Annotated in this window: 9 protein-coding genes and 1 pseudogene; 3 read left to right on the forward strand and 7 right to left on the reverse strand. The window is 59.3% G+C overall.

Annotation, left to right across the window (positions count from 1 at the left end; translation table 11 throughout):
* Positions 1 to 207: 207 nt before the first annotated feature.
* A complete protein-coding gene (locus A6U98_RS23365) occupies positions 208 to 6,969 on the reverse strand; it encodes a hypothetical protein (RefSeq protein WP_156667884.1) in 6,762 nt (2,253 codons plus the stop codon).
* Positions 6,970 to 7,316: 347 nt separating this feature from the next.
* Here A6U98_RS23365 and A6U98_RS23370 point away from each other — a divergent pair, with 347 nt between their 5' ends.
* Both A6U98_RS23370 and A6U98_RS36885 read left to right on the forward strand, forming a co-directional pair.
* Complete coding sequence (locus A6U98_RS23370; RefSeq protein WP_064653201.1) at positions 7,317 to 8,960, forward strand: hypothetical protein; 1,644 nt, start codon at positions 7,317 to 7,319, stop codon at positions 8,958 to 8,960.
* Between the two features lie 40 nt (positions 8,961 to 9,000).
* On the forward strand, positions 9,001 to 9,582 hold the full coding sequence (locus tag A6U98_RS36885; protein ID WP_156667885.1) for a L,D-transpeptidase: 582 nt from the start codon (positions 9,001 to 9,003) through the stop codon (positions 9,580 to 9,582).
* A gap of 534 nt (positions 9,583 to 10,116) precedes the next feature.
* Here the strand turns inward: A6U98_RS36885 and A6U98_RS23385 are convergent.
* The 4 genes and pseudogenes from A6U98_RS23385 to A6U98_RS37765 form a co-directional block, all read right to left on the reverse strand.
* Complete coding sequence (locus A6U98_RS23385) at positions 10,117 to 10,725, reverse strand: J domain-containing protein (protein ID WP_064653207.1); 609 nt, start codon at positions 10,723 to 10,725, stop codon at positions 10,117 to 10,119.
* 531 nt (positions 10,726 to 11,256) lie between these two features.
* Positions 11,257 to 11,471 (reverse strand): annotated as a pseudogene (locus A6U98_RS37760) (type II toxin-antitoxin system VapC family toxin); the annotation flags it as partial.
* A 153-nt stretch (positions 11,472 to 11,624) separates the two neighbouring features.
* The gene (locus tag A6U98_RS23390; protein ID WP_064653209.1) at positions 11,625 to 12,458 is read right to left on the reverse strand and encodes an AraC family transcriptional regulator; all 834 of its coding nucleotides are present in this window, start codon (positions 12,456 to 12,458) and stop codon (positions 11,625 to 11,627) included.
* An 82-nt stretch (positions 12,459 to 12,540) separates the two neighbouring features.
* Positions 12,541 to 12,933, reverse strand: a complete 393-nt coding sequence (locus A6U98_RS37765; RefSeq protein WP_245304559.1) for a hypothetical protein — start codon at positions 12,931 to 12,933, stop codon at positions 12,541 to 12,543.
* Between A6U98_RS37765 and A6U98_RS23395 the strand changes: the two genes are divergently transcribed.
* Complete coding sequence (locus A6U98_RS23395; RefSeq protein ID WP_245304560.1) at positions 12,907 to 13,635, forward strand: AraC family transcriptional regulator; 729 nt, start codon at positions 12,907 to 12,909, stop codon at positions 13,633 to 13,635. The two genes, A6U98_RS37765 and A6U98_RS23395, sit on opposite strands and share 27 nt — an antisense overlap.
* A gap of 150 nt (positions 13,636 to 13,785) precedes the next feature.
* Here A6U98_RS23395 and A6U98_RS23400 read toward each other — a convergent pair whose 3' ends face one another.
* Positions 13,786 to 14,622 carry an alpha/beta hydrolase gene (locus A6U98_RS23400; RefSeq protein WP_064653212.1) on the reverse strand — a complete coding sequence of 279 codons (837 nt, stop codon included), beginning with the start codon at positions 14,620 to 14,622 and terminating at the stop codon, positions 13,786 to 13,788.
* A 62-nt stretch (positions 14,623 to 14,684) separates the two neighbouring features.
* Positions 14,685 to 15,371, reverse strand: coding sequence for a YoaK family protein (locus A6U98_RS23405; protein WP_064653214.1), 687 nt, complete (start codon positions 15,369 to 15,371; stop codon positions 14,685 to 14,687).
* Positions 15,372 to 15,596: the final 225 nt, after the last annotated feature.

A 15,596-nucleotide genomic window follows, 5' to 3' on the forward strand; every position in this document is an offset into this window, starting at 1 on the left:
CGTCATGTCCGGTTTCGCCATATGCCATGCGAGCGTTTCCCATCGCCACGGCTGGATGAAGGGCCAGAGAGGATCGCCAGGGAGCAGGTCTGTGGCAGCTTCAACCGCGCATGCCATCCTGACGATGTACAGGTCCTGCGGATCGTGGTCGGGAGCCTCTCCGGAACGGATCTGGCAGCGAAGCAGAATATCGGACATCCGGGTTCCTCAGGCAAAATTATCAGCGTAGCTGCCCCCGCCACCGCCCGAGAGGCGGTATTCAGCGGCGCGCTCGACATGCAATGTGTAGAAGTAAGAAATCGGAATATGCACCGACAGTTGGCCGCTGGCGCTGGCGCCCCCCGACGTATCGTAGCGGGTCTCCAGCCTCAGCGTGATGTTGCAGTTCACCATCCCGAGGATGACAAGGTTGCCGCTGGCAATCACAAAAGCGATGATTGCCCCGCCTACCCCACCGTTTCGTGTCGAGAAGCAGAGTTCGACCTCGATGCCGAATTGGAGGTAGCCGTGTCCACGGGCGACGCCTGCCACATTGAGCGACCGGCCGATGCCTGCCATGACGGCAATTGACATGCGCTGGGTTACCTCACCACGGCTCGGCACGACATGTGTGTTGGCGGTAAGGTATCCGCCTCCAATCATGGTGCCGACCGACAGGGTAAAAGGCGACATCTTCGAATTGACATCGGTACGGACCGAAATCACAAATTCCGGCGACACAATAACCGTGAACTCGCAATTGATCTGGATGCCCGAGACCGAGAAGGCGCCAAATTCCAGATCGCCGATGGACAGAGTAAAGGGCGCGGTCATGCCGACGATGCGGCCATCCCGCTCGATCGGCTTGACCTTTGAGGCCACCTGGCCCCCAAAGGTCTTGAGCAACTGGACGATGCTCTGAAGCGCGTCGGCAAGCCGGATGCGATCGGCCTGTACGTCGAAATCGAACCTGCCCCCGTCATCGAACCGCAGCCCGGTATCGACGAAGGTAACGAGCCGTGTACCGAAAGCAGTGATCTCCCAGTCGCCAGTGATCGCACCCGTGATCTTCTTGGACGTCCCCCGCTCAAGACTTGCGTCGAAGCGCGCATCGGCGCCGAAGTGACCCTTTAAAAGGTCGAGCTGCACCGGCCCGAGGGCGAACAATCGACGCGGCTTGCCAGCGGTTTCCTCAAGCGGGGTGTTGACCTTGCAGGCGAACCAGGCTCGGCCCTCCTCGGGCTTGAAGTCGTGAGAAATCTGAATGGCTTCGCCATATTTCCCGTCGAGGGCGGGAAATTTCTCGCCGCCGAGGAGATCGCGTAGGTCAAGGCCACCCATCTGCGGAAAGATGCGCGAGAGATCGAAATCCTTGAGAGAATCCGGAGTCAGCTTGTTGCCGAGCTCGCGAAATGGGATCCGTAGCCCGAATTCGCTCAGGAGATCGTTGAGGGCTTCAGATGCCTGGCCAACCGCCGCAACGGTGCTTGCAGCCCGATTGACCTGAGCAACGACGGGAGAAAGTCTGACGCCGCGCTGCTCGAGCGCATTGAAGACATAGGCGACGCCCGGACGGTTGAAGTCGAGCATTTCGACTCTCGGCGGATCGCCGACTGCGCGCATAAGCGAGAGGGTGCGGTCGCCCTTCTGAAGAACGCTTTCCGCCTTGCTGGTAGCGCGTTCGGCGGCGCCGATCAGACGGCCAAGTTCGGCACGTTTCGTCTCAACCACATTGGCGAGATTGCCGATCGCGGCATCCGTTGCGGCCTCCATCGCGGCAATTTCCGCTGCAACGCTGCCGGCTGCCGCTTCGATCTTGCCTGCGATTTGTCCAGCAGCACCAGCGATGGCATCAAAAGCTGGACTGTCCAGGAAGTTGACCAGCTCAGTCTTCCAGCCGCCGACGGTACTGGAAAGCTCTGCGCAGATGGCCTCGGCAAGCGCCATCGATCCTGCGGTCAGTTCGGCGGCACCGTTTGTCAGTGTCTGTTCGGCCGCCTGTCGGCGGGCAGCTGCCAAGCTACGTGCGGCGACAAGGAACGTTCGCGCGGTCCTAACCTGCTCGGACGGTAGGTTGGCGCAACGTACCAGGCCTGAGCGTATTTCGGCGCGCAGGCGTTCGAGGCCACTTCGCACGGCGGCAATCGCGTTGGGCCACTTGCTGGCAAGCGCGTCCACGAACGCCGACAGGTTGTCAAGTCGCAGCGCAGCCTCGTGTGCAAGCTCCCCAAGCGCCTTGGTAAAATTGTCCTGCAGCTTTTGCATCTTCTCGTTGGCCTGAATGATTCTGGCCTGGAGTTCGGTCTTTACGGCTTCGATCTGATCCGCCGGCAATGTCGCCCACGTCGTCGCGTTGACTGTGATCCACGACAAGAGAGCGCTATCGGCCACAGCCAGTTGCTCATCGATGAACTGCTGGATGGCCTTTGCACCCAAAACGACGGCAGTAAACTTCTGCCGGACGGCTGGCGGGGTTTCCGGGACGTCCGATGCGCGCGTTTCGGCAGCGCGGATGGCATTGGCCAGGCCAAGCTGAATGGTTGCCCCGTGAGCTCGCAGCGCCTCGGCAGACGCCGCAAGGCTCAGGCATTCACGACTGAAGGCCTCTGCAAGCGAACCGGCCACAGTACCGGCTTGCGCAAGGAGAGCGGTCATCATATCGCACGCGTCAGCCTGTGCGTCCTTCCAACGGTCGAATAGGCCGTACATGCGTGCGACTTCATCACGAACGGTAGCGATGCGGCTGCTGGCCTGCGAGCCGACCTCGAGACCGGCGAATTCGATGCGATCAAGCATTGTCCAGGCGATGGCAAAGGCGCCGTCGATCTCCAAGGACAACTGCTTTGCGGTCTCTTCGAACCCTTGATCGGCATTTGAGAGTTTGGCGTCTGCCTCCTGAATTATAATGTCGAGGCGATCGGCAAACCGGGTGACCTCCTGCTTTGCGGCTTCTAGCCGGCTGTCGATCGCCATACGCAGCAGGCGTTTAACTTCGCTACATCCCTGTTCGACAAGGCTGTGGGCATCGAGACTATCGATGGCGTTTCGCGCGCTCGTCGCGCCTCCGTCGTTAAGTCGCGCTGCCGCCTTCTTCAGACCATCCAGTGTATTTTTGGCCTCGCGGCTTCGACGGGCAAGCTCGCCACGCTGTTGGGCCGTGGCGGTGGCGATGGGCGCCGCCTCCACCTCTCGCTTCAGGTTTGTGACGACCGCGCGGGTGTCGCTGGCAAGCATCCGCAACTCATCGAGCGCCCCTAGGATTTTGGGGGTCGGAGCGGCCTGATCCATCTTCAACGGAGACGCGCGGGAAATCGTCACGGAGTCGATCGCAGCGACCGGCGGTTCGTCATCGTAACCATGGGCGACCGCGACCGGTTCCCCCCTGATCAGCTCCATAACGAACCGGCCGTGCTCGGCTGGGGCGATAACCGGCTTTGCAAGCTTGGTATCGTAGGGCTGCGAGCCAGATCCTCCTTCGGTTGGCACCTCTGGCCAGAGCTCGTCTGCCCAGTCTATACCCTCGGTCACGGCCCAGGCATCGGTGTCGTCCGTCTCACCCAGCCGGGTCGAAGAAAAGAAGACCAGATTTTCCGGGAACCGGATTTCCTGTTGGTGTTCCTGGCCGCTTCGTCCGGCGCACACGAGCGAAATCTGCGGCATCGGATAGATTGCCGCGGGCGAATCCTCGGTGGACACCTTCAGCGTACGGAACACGCTCTTCCAAAGTGGAACCATCCAGCCGGCTCCGGGGACGTCCGATCCCCATCGGGAATCGACGCGGATACGCTGGGAGTGGAAATGGCTTCCAAGAACGAAACCCGTCCGATCGGCGGCATCGGCAAGGTCAGGATAGCTTCGCTGCGGCTGAAGGATTTCGACATATTCCTCCCATTTGCGTACCACTACGCGCCCGGCATGTTCGTCCTGCTGCTTGCCGATCGGATCTTCATTGTAGAATTGACCTGCGGGGACCACCTCACGGCGATAGATGATGACGTGTTTGGCCTTGTTCCACAGTGCCCCGATACGACCAACCCGTTCGAGGGCAAAGAAATGCGTGCGACCGAGAGCGACGGTCGCCTCGATCGCGGTGCGCCGGCTGTCGAAGAGACCTCGGACGTTTCCGTATCCGCCAAGAGGGGTCAGGCTCAGGTCACGCACGCGACCGGCGTTGGACCTCGGTGCGGTAAAAACCGACTCTACGATATTGGGAGATTCGAACCCCCAACCGACACCCCCCGCCAGATGCCCATCGGCAGTCCATTGTTCCGGATCGCCTTCGCGTCGATGCTGCCAGGGCTCCTTTTTGGGCGCTGGAACGTTCGGAATGGGATATTTCAAACGGGCGCTCTTGCGCAGCCGGAAGTCGACGCCGCTGCCTTCGACCTCAAACCCCGCCAGCCGGTCAGTTCGCGAAGCAGAAAGCGTCAACGGCCGGGTGAAGGTGACACGCCGCAGGCTGTTCCATTCGTCGATCCATTCGCCAAGAGCAGCATCCGTGACCGAGGCCGACCGAGACATTCGGCTGGGCGGCACACCATATCGTGCCGCGACATCTGACAACCGCAGCTGGCCGTTCTTAAGTCCCCGATCGTTGAGGGCGCCGGCCATGCCGTAGAAAAGCTCATAAGCTGCCCTCTTCAGCCGCGCCCCGGGCTCGATGACCCCGGGGCGCCCGAAGATGCGATCGAGATTCCAGCTTGGCTCGACAAAGCCTGAATCCAGGGGCGACGGGTCGATTTCCAAGATTGCAGGTGGAGTAAACCGATAAGCGGCCCGCTCGTCGACCCCAATGTCATTGTAGCCATCGCTGGCGCAACCCTTCTCCATGGCTTCGCCAACGCCCTGGGGCCCGAGGATGATGAGCGCTGCTTCCTGCGGGTCGCGAAGCCGCCAGCTTCCGCCGGTTTCCGCTCCGGATGACCAGACTGCGACCTGATAGTCAGTGGGATCTGCCCGTCGGGCCAGTGGTGGCATCTGCAACCGGGCGACCTGCATCGGAATGCGCCCGAAGAGAAGAAAACTCTCCAGCACTGTGGTCATGTCAATCGACCCATTGAGAGCCAATCTCATAGTCAGCTGGGGATCCAGACCCCAGCCAAAACTCTCCGAGATTTTCAGCCATCCTTGGATCCCGATCGAGGAGGCGGTGCTGAGTGGAAGAAGCACCGGAAGGTCGGGAGCATCTTCGAGTTGGGCGGACTGGCTCGCCATGTCCCGATTCACAGGTGGCCTGTCGGTTCGAGCCGGGCGAGCGGCCGCGACCGGAAAGGACCCGACGATCCGCACGCGCAACCCCCTCTGACCGCCAATCAGGGAGATTGCCGGAACCAACGTCAGGAAAACGCATGGATCCCCGGTGGGATAGGGCGCATCGTCCACGAGCCGACGCATCTCCAGATCGAGAGATCCGATACGGAGCGTATCGCTTTCGCGGTCGCTCGCCGTTGCAGTGATCCGCAGAGCGATGCGCTTGGCGAGAAAGCGGCCGGCCGCAGTTGAATCGACCTCACCCAGATCTTCGTCGAGCGAGGTCTGCTCCTCGATAGGGGCACTCAGCCCATTATAGAACTTGCCACCGGCCAATGCATTGCCGCTGTGCGTCGAAAGGGCAGGCCAGATGGCGCGACCGGGAGGACCTGACAGGCGAAATTCTGCCTGCAGATTGTCAAGTGATAGCTCATTGGCTCCGATTGCTCGCGCCCACGGCAAGCTGTCGGTGAGCCTCCATGTGAGAAGAAGGGCGCCGTTGAACCCAGGGGATCCGGAAAACTGTGGTGCGAAACTGAATGGCGGCATGCCGCGCGCAATCGCACGCGCCTGAGCCCGCGTCGCCAGGAGGTCTCGAAGGGCTTCCAGCGGCCGGGCCTCTCCCGATGAGGTGGGGACCCGATCGAGTGCGTCGGCAGCAATTTCCAGGCTCATGTTCCATTGGACCGGTGAGCCTATCGCCAACCAGTCGATCGGGCTCCCCGGTGTAATATTGAGCGACGTGCCGATCGCCCGGAATGGGCGTCTATCTTTCAGGGCAGTCTCTGGTGTGATTGAAAAGCCTGATGGGAGTTTGAGAGCGCGCTTGGCGGAGCCGATTGATCGCGTCTCGATCGGGAAGTCGCCTGAAAGGACGGGTACGAGAGACCGTGGGTAATGCTCGCTTTCGGCAACACGCTGTAGTCCGAAGCCTCGTATCGGCGGCGTGTCGCCGTTTGGACGGATGCCGATCTCATCGACCGCCGGGATTCCACGGCCTGCACGATCTGCCCGCCGCCATGTGACACCGCGCAACATGCCTTCCAGGGTGAACGGACCTCCCATTTTGTCGCCTGCATTGCTGGCCAGGGCAAAAAGGGAGGTCGGCTGAGAACCGCCATGACCTTGCGGCATTCTGATCGAACCCCACGACTGGGCGAGGTCGGCCCTATTTTCTCGATTTCGCTCCGAAACCCCTGCGGCCCAGAAGCCAAGCGCGGGATAGCGCTCGTTGCCGTGCGCGATCCACTGATCGTCGACGTTGGCGTGCCAGGTTTGCAGGGCAGCCGCGCTCATCGAAGGCTCGCTGACCACATCACCGGTCGCATGGGCATTGAGCGGATGGCGCAAGCGATGATCGACTATGATGTGGGTCGGGCGCTTGCGTGTGGTGCCGGGCGCCGGCAAGACGATAATGATACTGCTTCCCGTTGAGGCAGCCGCGGTTTCGGGATTGGCCAGATCGAGCAGGAGCCGCGGCTGTGCGTCCGCCCATGTCGGTCCAATGGGCTGCACAGTCTCGCCGCTGCCATCGACGAAATAAGCAATCCGCGTAATGTCGGGGATATGGATCGTGCGGCCCGAGTTCTCAACGGGAGACGCAAACAGGCCGGCCTGCGACACTCTCGACTGTGGAAGTTCGTACGGCACGTCGAAAAGGCCGGTCTCATCGTTTTTCCTGAAGGACTGAAAAACACAGTTTGGACCATCATTCGGCGTGAGTGGAGCGCCGTCAAGCAACCATTTTTCCAGCGCCGGTCTGTCAAAAAAACCGATGAACTGGCGGCAGGTCCCGCCTCTGAGCCGAGAGCCGACGACGATATGCCGAGGCTCACCAGCCCTTTCGGTGCGCGTCGCAATGAATGCGATGGCAGTCGCTCGCGTCTGACTTGGCATTGCTCCCCCACATGTCAAGCATTGGAATCTGCCACAGCTTTACATTCCCGCCCCAGTATAAACCGAGACGAGCCGACAAAAATCCGAGCAAAAAAACCAATTCGAGACATATCAATACTAGAAATCGACAATTGTCGAGAGGACAAATATTGCGTAGGTTGTATTCTATTCGCTCAAGGGAGGGTTCGGGCATGATGACGGATCAAGAGGGGGCTGCAATTCTGTTTGCCGAGACGCGGGGCTGGCGAGCGGACCAGAATGACCCGGAGCAGGTGCGCTACGCGCGCCGCGCGCTGGCTCAAGGACTAATTGCCAGTGAGGGCAAAGGGTTCGGGTCTGGTTTGCGGCCAACAGCGAACGATTTCGGCGATCCCGAGATCCTGTCCGCCTGGCAGGACTGTTTTGCCGCTGTGCGGAGCGCCAGAACGTCGATGGCTTCCCCCACCCTTGGCTACATCATCAATGAAACGCGCCCGACGGACGACAACAGGCTGCGAACGATGGCGAGGGGACTGACCGCAAGTCCAGTAGGGGACGAGTTCGGCCCGTTTTTCGTCGATGGAGGAGTGACCCCATTCAAGCTCTATGTATACGAAAGCGTACAAGATGTCGGACCGGGACTTTTCCCATCCAAGAGCGGGGCGAGACAGACAGCAAAGACAAACAACTTTCGAAATCCGATCGTGGCGAGCCTGACGGTCGTCGTCTGCCTTGCTCTTTTTCTGCTCGTGTCGCTCTACTCGTTCTGGCAAGGCGCTGCGGCATCGCAAAACTCACTGTCTGCTCAAAGTATGGCTTCGCGCTTGGCCGATAGTATCAAGGCGGTCGACCCCCGTCTTTCGGACGAGGCCAATGCAATTGCCGCACAGATTGTAACCGAGGCGAAACTCAAACCCGACGGACGGCAAGCTTGGTGGCAAGGCCCCAGCACCGGCAACAATGCGAATATCACCAACGGCCCCTCGACAACGGACATCGAGGCGCTTGAGACGAGTGCCCGCCAGGTAACTGGGCAGCGCATCGCAGGTGCGGCTGCGCTAGCAGCGCTTGATGAGGCGGAGCGGACCCCAGTTCGCGATAAAGCCATGAATGCGGTGGCCGCCGCCGTTCGTAACGATCCGGTTTTGGTGCCGACGTTCGTCAATCTTGCGGGCATTTGGTTAGGCGCAGTCTTGCTTTTGACCGTTGTTGCAGGCGTTGTCGGCAAGGGCTTTTACGGGAGTGTCCTTGGCGTGCTGATCGACTCCAGAAACCGCCTGAGCCTTTCGCGCCTCCAGGTTCTTTTCTGGAGCGTTCTGGTCCTGAGCCTTTTTTCAGTGACGAGCATTTTTCTCGTCGGGGCGACGGGGACGGTCGGCGCGTTGCCACAATATCCCTGGGCGATTTGGGCGCTTCTCGGTATTTCGATCGGAACGACGCCGCTCAGCGGTTTGATTCTTCTCAGCAAGAGCACACAGCCGCCTCAGCCGAACGCAGAGCAGAGCATCATGGCTGACCCAAATTCAACAAATGTCGGACGCGTCGAGGTAAATCTCTCTCAGAACGGTTGGAGTTTCCTCGATTTCTTCAGGGGCGAGGAAGTTGCAAATCGCAACGAGATCGACATATCTCGTTTTCAGTATTTCGTAATCACGCTCGTTCTCATGATCATCTTCGTGGGCCTCGTGACAAACGAGCTATGGACGCTCCAGACCGCTCAGGATTGGCTGGCCTGGGCCAAGGACAAGTCCTATCCGCACTTGAACGAGACCTTCATCGGCCTTCTGGCACTGAGCCATGGCAGCTATCTAGGGATGAAGCTGCTTGCCAAGCCGGATGTTTCGCCAAACGGCTAAATGGACACTCCCACCCAATCCAATTCATGAGGAGGATCGAATGTCACTGGAAATTCGCGTGAAGCTCCCCGCAAACCGGAGAAATACCGGCACTCTCGAAATGTTCGACACGATCACTGGCCTGCGCGTGTTTGGTCCGGTTCCCGCCTTGGGACGTGGAGCACGCGAAACGGCAGCCGCACATGGTAATCCAGACGGAATCTCGACCCAACCATTCGGCGATACTCCGACGGGCGGTTACAACCTTCCTATGGTGTTGAAAAGCGGTGCGGGTACAAATCACCCTGCCGATGTTTATGGCTCCGCTGGCGTGATCGTAATGGAGCCGGTAAGTGGTGACGCTCTGACAGCAAGGCAGAACGGGAGGACAGGCCTGCTCATCCATTCCGGCCGACAGGTGGCGTCTCCAACACCTTTGCCAAGCCACTTGCGTCCGACGAATGGCTGCATTCGTGTATTAGAGAGCGACCTTGCCGCGCTGATACAGGCGATGAGGAACAATGCCATCGTCTTCCCAGGTAGGGTGTCGCTGACAGTTGGCCCCGATGGTCCGCAGGGTATCATCGATGAATCTGTCTCGGAGGGCGATCCACCTGCGTTGGACGGGCCGGTCCTTCCCTAAGCTGGCAGCCTTGCTCGAATTTCTCGAAAGGCACTTGGATTGACAAACCTCGCTTTCCTCGCTGCTTCGCCATTGAGGGGCGCGAGGATCCTCTAATCCCCTTATTGATGGAGTGGCGATCATGACTTCGAATAGGGGGCGGCGCTCTTGAAGTTCGCCAAGGATAGCAGTTTCGACACCACCCTTGGCGTTCTTGCAGTCAGGAGATTTTTCTGAGCGCGAACGGTTGGCCAACGCAGCAATAGCGGCCGCTTGCCCCTGCCAGGACATCATGCCTCAGCTGCTGCCTGAACGGCTATTTCGATCAGAACATCGTCGGCTGCGATTCTGCGAAGTGACGTCCTCAAACCTTCTAGTAGTATGGCGTCGAAGACTCGGTTAGGTCGCCTCCAACCGGGGTGTACGTCCAGGATCGCATCAAAGGGAACCAACGCCACGGGGGGAGAAAAGAAGGTAAGCGTTAGCAAGTACATAGCTATTGGGATAGGTGGTTTCCGGTTCGAATCCGTTCAAGGCGGCCAGTGTGTATCGCACCTAACAGAAGCCATTGAGCTTCAGGATTTTATAGGCATCGATCGTCGCCTGCAGAATCTCCTCTGACGCGCGATCTCCATCGTTTGCGTCGGGATGGTGCATCTTAAGCTTCTGCTTGTACCGGCTTCTAATTTCATCCGGCGTTGCGTCCGGTGAGAGAGCGAGCGTTTGGAATGCTTTTGCTTCTAGCACCCTAGGTTTGCGGGATTGAAGGGCAACTCTTGCCGCTTGGCTTTGAGTGGCGTTTTTTCTTGCATTGATCGTCTTCGCGGTCCCGGAGCGAATTGAGGAGGGGAGGGGCGTTCCAGAAGAGTGATTGACTCTAACTCCCCAGCTAGGGCGGCTCCCACTTCCCGCTTCCCTCTGATAGCGGGCCGTGACGGGGTTCGAGAGCTTCGTCACGTAATTGTAGCCTTCGCTATACTCTTTTGCGTGGCTACGGCAAAACAGCAGGTACAGTCCCTCAGCATCCGCTCCCACGGGGGCGCGATGCATGCCTTGTTTGTCGCATCCGTCCCATTGGCATCTCGGGCCACTTGATTCGCGATGTTCAGCCGGTTTGTTTCGCGTCGGTCTCAGGCCGACAAAAATCTTTGAATCAGACGTCATGGCGCGTTATACGACTTTGCTGCCGGACACGACAAGATTGCAGACGCCGATCCTTTGACCATCAGCAGCTCATGCTAGGCACGCAAGTTTAGTCGACTGCGGCAAGTCCGCTCTTCGCACAATCATCCGCATCAAAAAATCAGGAATTTTGCAGAAGCCCTATTTGTCGTTCCAACCGCCTCGCGTGACGATATCGTCGATATCGCACGGTCACTGGCACGGCCGGGCCGGTGAGGCGAGGGATGCCCACGGGTACCACTCAAGCGGAACGGCTTGCCGGGGGCAGTCGGTCCCGGGTTCCGCTCGTTGAGCGGCGCTCCGCTAACTCTCCTGTGGCTGCCCTTTTAACCGGTCAAGCCGTGCGCGAACTGGCGCCGGCGCGGACGCGCCTTCGCCTGGTATGCTCATTGTTTGGAGGTTGCCCTGCCGTGGCCGGCAGGGCGTCGACACGAGAATTCGACCGGCCAGAAGCAGCGCACGATCACCGCTATAGCTGAACACCGCCTCTCGAGGGAGGATCGGCTTGAGCACTCAATGGGATCTTTCGACCGGTATATGCAGGGCAGTTCCCGCCTTTTCGGCGGCTGCTCGCAAGCGCTTGTCTCTTGTCCACGACGTGGCTCGCTGCTCCAGGAGGATCGAAGCCAACAAGTGGGCATCGTGTAGCCGATACCCATGCTGAAAATGCCATGTCGATCGGTTATTGTCATGACTTCGTCATGCGTGGCGACGATCGCTTCGCTCTGGGTCGTAAGCTGCCAAGATCCCCATCCTAAACTCGCTTCCGCTCCGGCCTGGTGCTCGTCTGGCGGACCGAACAGCAGGACACAAGCCCGATTGTCCTGCCTTCTGCTCTGCCGGTCAGCTGTAATTCCTTGGTCGGGTCCGTTTCAAATAGACTACACGTTACGCCGCCAATTGCCGGGCGTTGCGCCAACGACAGTTGCGAAAACCCTTGTGAAGTGGCTTTGATCGGCGAAGCCGCAGGCGATCGCCACTTCGGCGAGCGGAGCATTTGAAGTACGCAGCAGGGTGCGGGCGCGATCTATTCGTTGGCTGAGAAGCCATTGATATGGCGTCATGCCCGTCGTCTCGCGAAAGGCGCGAATGAAATAGCCGCGAGACAGATTGCAGGCCTGCGCCACTTGCTCGATCGAGATGTCCCCGTCAAGGCGTTCGAGAAGCAGAGTTTTCGCCAGATGCTCGTGCGTGCGCGACAGGCTTCGTGATCTGTTGGGGGTTGCAACGGCCCGGCCGCCATAGCGTTGAACCAGGTAGGTCCCGATGGCAGTGGTCATCTGGTCGATGAAAAGCGCGCTTGCCTCCTCCGGTTTTTCGAGTGCCGGGATCACCGCCCGAGCGAGGTTGGCAAGCACGATGTCTTTCGAACCGGTTTCGGCCGCGAGCGAGCTGATGCCGGAAAGTTCAGCACCATCGGCGATCCTGATGAGAGCCGCAGGCGAGATTTCGAACAGGAGAAAATCGAAAGAACCGCTGAGATCTGCCTTGTAGGCCTCGGACAGATCGCGAATGTAGATCGAGTTCTCCGCAAAGTCGTGGGTCGTCACATGATGTTGGTGATGGATGCGCCGCGTGTGACCGCCGATCGATGAGACACCAACGACGAACCCCCGGTCGCTTGCCGTTGTCTTGACCTGATCGAGCCCCAAGACGCTCGTTCCCTTGCGAAAGACCGCAATATCGGAACCGGCCAGCGCCTGGTTGATCGACAACTGTTTTAGTGGACATCCGAAGGTGTCGGTTCCCGTTGTGCCGAGTGATTTCACGTGATTGTCGGAAATAGGAACCAAGACGCTAAGCTTTCGTTTTTTGACCAATCTCGCGGCTCAGCCCTTCAGCGCAGCCTTCTGGAAATTCGCCGAATCTCATCGACGAGGATGCTTTTGTGCAAGATAGATGCTTCGAAGATGTATAGAAACTCGCAAATCGTGGCATCGCAACGGTCGGGCTATACCGTTCCCAGCCCGGAGGATCGAGACACATTTGAGTGAAGCGTTGGCGGTCAGCGACAGGATTGCAGCATGTTTTGGCATCAGTGCTGCGAGGGCCCTGGTTATCAGGCCTCTTCGCGAGGCGAAGCTCTCTGTCGTTCATCTTGACCACGTTTATGAAGGTGCGGGGCATTCCGTCTTCCTCCCGGCCGATGATGCCTTCCTGGTCATGCTTTATCTCGTCGATGTCGATCATCGCGACATCCGTGCGGACCAGACCGTCACACCTTTGAAGACCTATCCAAAGGGTTCCGTCTGTCTCATCAGTCTGAGGCATGGCGCCGCGATCTCGGTTGGTGGTCATTTCGAGGCGCTTGCCTTTCATATCCCGAACTCGCACTTTGCCGAGCTCGCCGAGGAAGCAGGCGAACCGCACGTCGAAGACCTCGCAACCTGCCGAGGGATCGACGATCAGGTGATCCGCAACATTGGTGGAGCACTCATGCCGATGTTTGACATGCCGGACGAAGTCAGGGATCAGTTGCTTCCTCATATAGGGCTGGCGCTGAACGCCCATCTCGCCCATCGTTACGGACGCTCACCCGCGCAGCGACTGTCGACGAGCGGTCGGCTGTCTCCCCTGCAGGAAAAGCGCATCAAGACGTACATGGCCGCAAACCTGTCGGCCAACATGACCGTCGATCAGATTGCCGACGCCACAGGTTTTTCGGTGGATGAGCTCTGTTCCGGCTTCTTGAATGCAACCGGGCAGTCCGTCGCCGGATGGATGTCGGCGTACCGGATGACCAGGGCTAAATCACAGCTGAGCAGGACCGGTGATACCATCGCGCAGGTGGCCGCGACGTGCGGTTTTGCTGATGAGGACACATTCATCGACACCTTCTCGAAGACTGTGGGAGTGGCTCCGGCGGAGTGGCGCTCACGCAATCGGCACTAGGCGAGTTGAAGTTGGAGCGGCGCTGCAACGCGATCTTTTCACTCGACCTCGGTTTCAAGGAAAGTCGCCGATAACATCATGGTGAAAACAGCTTCAGACGCGTTTTGCGCGGTCCGGATGCGGCACTGAAGCCGCACCCGGACTGACCAATCAGGCTTCGACGAATGCCAGAAGATCGGCATTCAGGACATCGGCATGGGTGGTCAACATGCCGTGCGGATAGCCGTTGTAGACTTTCAAAGTCCCATTCTGCAGCAGTTTTGCCGACAGCCGGCCGGCATTATCGATCGGCACGACCTGGTCGTCATCGCCATGCATGACGAGCGTCGGAACGGTGATTGCCTTCAAGTCTTCCGTCTGATCGGTTTCGGAGAAGGCCTTGATCCCATCGTAATGGGCCTTGGCGCTGCCCATCATGCCCTGCCTCCACCAATTCTGGATGACGCCCGGGTAGACCTTCGCGTCGGACCGGTTGAAGCCATAGAACGGACCGGTGGGGAAGTCGATGAACAGCTGCGCGCGGTTTTCGGCGACGCCCTTACGGATGCCGTCGAACACTTCCAACGGGACGCCAGCTGGGTTTGTCTCGGTCTTCAGCATCAGCGGCGGTACGGCGGAAACGAGAACCGCCTTGGCGACGCGCCCGGCCGGCTGGCCGTATTTTGCGACGTAGCGGGCGACTTCTCCCCCGCCGGTCGAATGGCCGATATGAACGGCATTCTTCAGATCGAGCGCTTCGACGACAGCGAAGGCGTCGGCGGCATAGTGGTCCATGTCGTGTCCGTCGGAAACCTGTGCCGAACGGCCGTGACCCCGACGGTCATGGGCGACGACGCGGTAACCCTTAGACAGGAAGAACAGCATCTGCGCATCCCAATCGTCCGATGAGAGGGGCCAGCCATGATGAAAGACGATCGGCTGGGCATCCTTCCGCCCCCAATCCTTATAAAAGATCTCGACGCCGTCCTTGGTGGTGATGTAGCCCATTCTCTTGTCTCCTTGATTGAGGTGGGGGTGGAAAATGTTGGTTGCCGATCGCGGGTGAGCAGCTATTTCGCGTCGCCTTCCGGTGTCTCGATCTCGGCGATCAGCGCCAAGAGACCGAGCAGTGGCGGGATCGCAAGGCACCAGATGCCAAGCCACATGAAGGCCGCGGCGGCGACACCGCAGCCGAGGGCGAATGCGCAGACGCTCGTCAGCATCTTGATCATCCGCTTCTTAGCGGCATTTTTCGCTTCCAGGCTTTCGCCGCGAATGACATCAGCCAAATCGATCATGATCTGGGTGGTGTTGCCGGTCATCATCGTCGTCGGTGGTGCCTTCGCCAGATGGATCTTATGGGCGGCGTTCTGGATAGCCATCGCGGCCACGAGCACCATGCCCGTCAGGATCGCCGGCCATCCGTCTCCCTTCGGGAAAGGACCATAGGAAACCGCAAGGACTGCCGCCACGACCAGCAACAGAAGCTTCACCCTCATCATCGTGCTTAAAACCGGGTATTTGCGCCCGGCGAGCCAGAAGCTCGCCAGCCTGGTTACGAGGATGACAGCGCAGAAGACCGGCAGAGCAAGAAGCTTGGCGATGATCCCGGACGTGCCGAGCACGACGGCTGCGCCGAATGTCACGAAATTGCCTGTGACATGCGCCGTGAACAGCCCCTGAAGCGCCAGAAAGCCTGCTGTATCGACATATCCGGCGTCGAAGCTCAAGACTGTTGCGAGAGAGATTTTTTTCATACGTGCTTTTCCTTTGCCGTCCCGCTGCGGGAGAATCTCGGCTTGGCGCCGAGACAGCTTTTTTGTGGCCGCCGGCCTGGCGGGTCGTTGAGCCGACCTCTTAAGGAATGGCCTCGATGGCACCCGCCAGGTTGGTATTGAAGGCGTTGTCTACGCATGCCTCGATGTAAGCGCCCCTCGATGTCCCACCGACATGGACGGCATCCTTGGTCGTCCGCCGCCACA

The organism is Rhizobium sp. WYCCWR10014, assembly GCF_001657485.1.
In the GTDB taxonomy this organism is placed as follows: Bacteria; Pseudomonadota; Alphaproteobacteria; order Rhizobiales; family Rhizobiaceae; genus Rhizobium.

Bases quoted from the DNA above. Each gene is read 5' to 3' on its own strand.
- A6U98_RS23370 (WP_064653201.1), top strand. From the start codon at position 7,317: ATGATGACGGATCAAGAGGGGGCTGCAATTCTGTTTGCCGAGACGCGG.
- A6U98_RS36885 (WP_156667885.1), top strand. From the start codon at position 9,001: ATGTCACTGGAAATTCGCGTGAAGCTCCCCGCAAACCGGAGAAATACC.
- A6U98_RS23385 (WP_064653207.1), bottom strand. From the start codon at position 10,725: ATGACGTCTGATTCAAAGATTTTTGTCGGCCTGAGACCGACGCGAAAC.
- A6U98_RS23395 (WP_245304560.1), top strand. From the start codon at position 12,907: ATGCTTTATCTCGTCGATGTCGATCATCGCGACATCCGTGCGGACCAG.
- A6U98_RS37765 (WP_245304559.1), bottom strand. From the start codon at position 12,933: ATGATCGACATCGACGAGATAAAGCATGACCAGGAAGGCATCATCGGC.
- A6U98_RS23400 (WP_064653212.1), bottom strand. From the start codon at position 14,622: ATGGGCTACATCACCACCAAGGACGGCGTCGAGATCTTTTATAAGGAT.
- A6U98_RS23405 (WP_064653214.1), bottom strand. From the start codon at position 15,371: ATGAAAAAAATCTCTCTCGCAACAGTCTTGAGCTTCGACGCCGGATAT.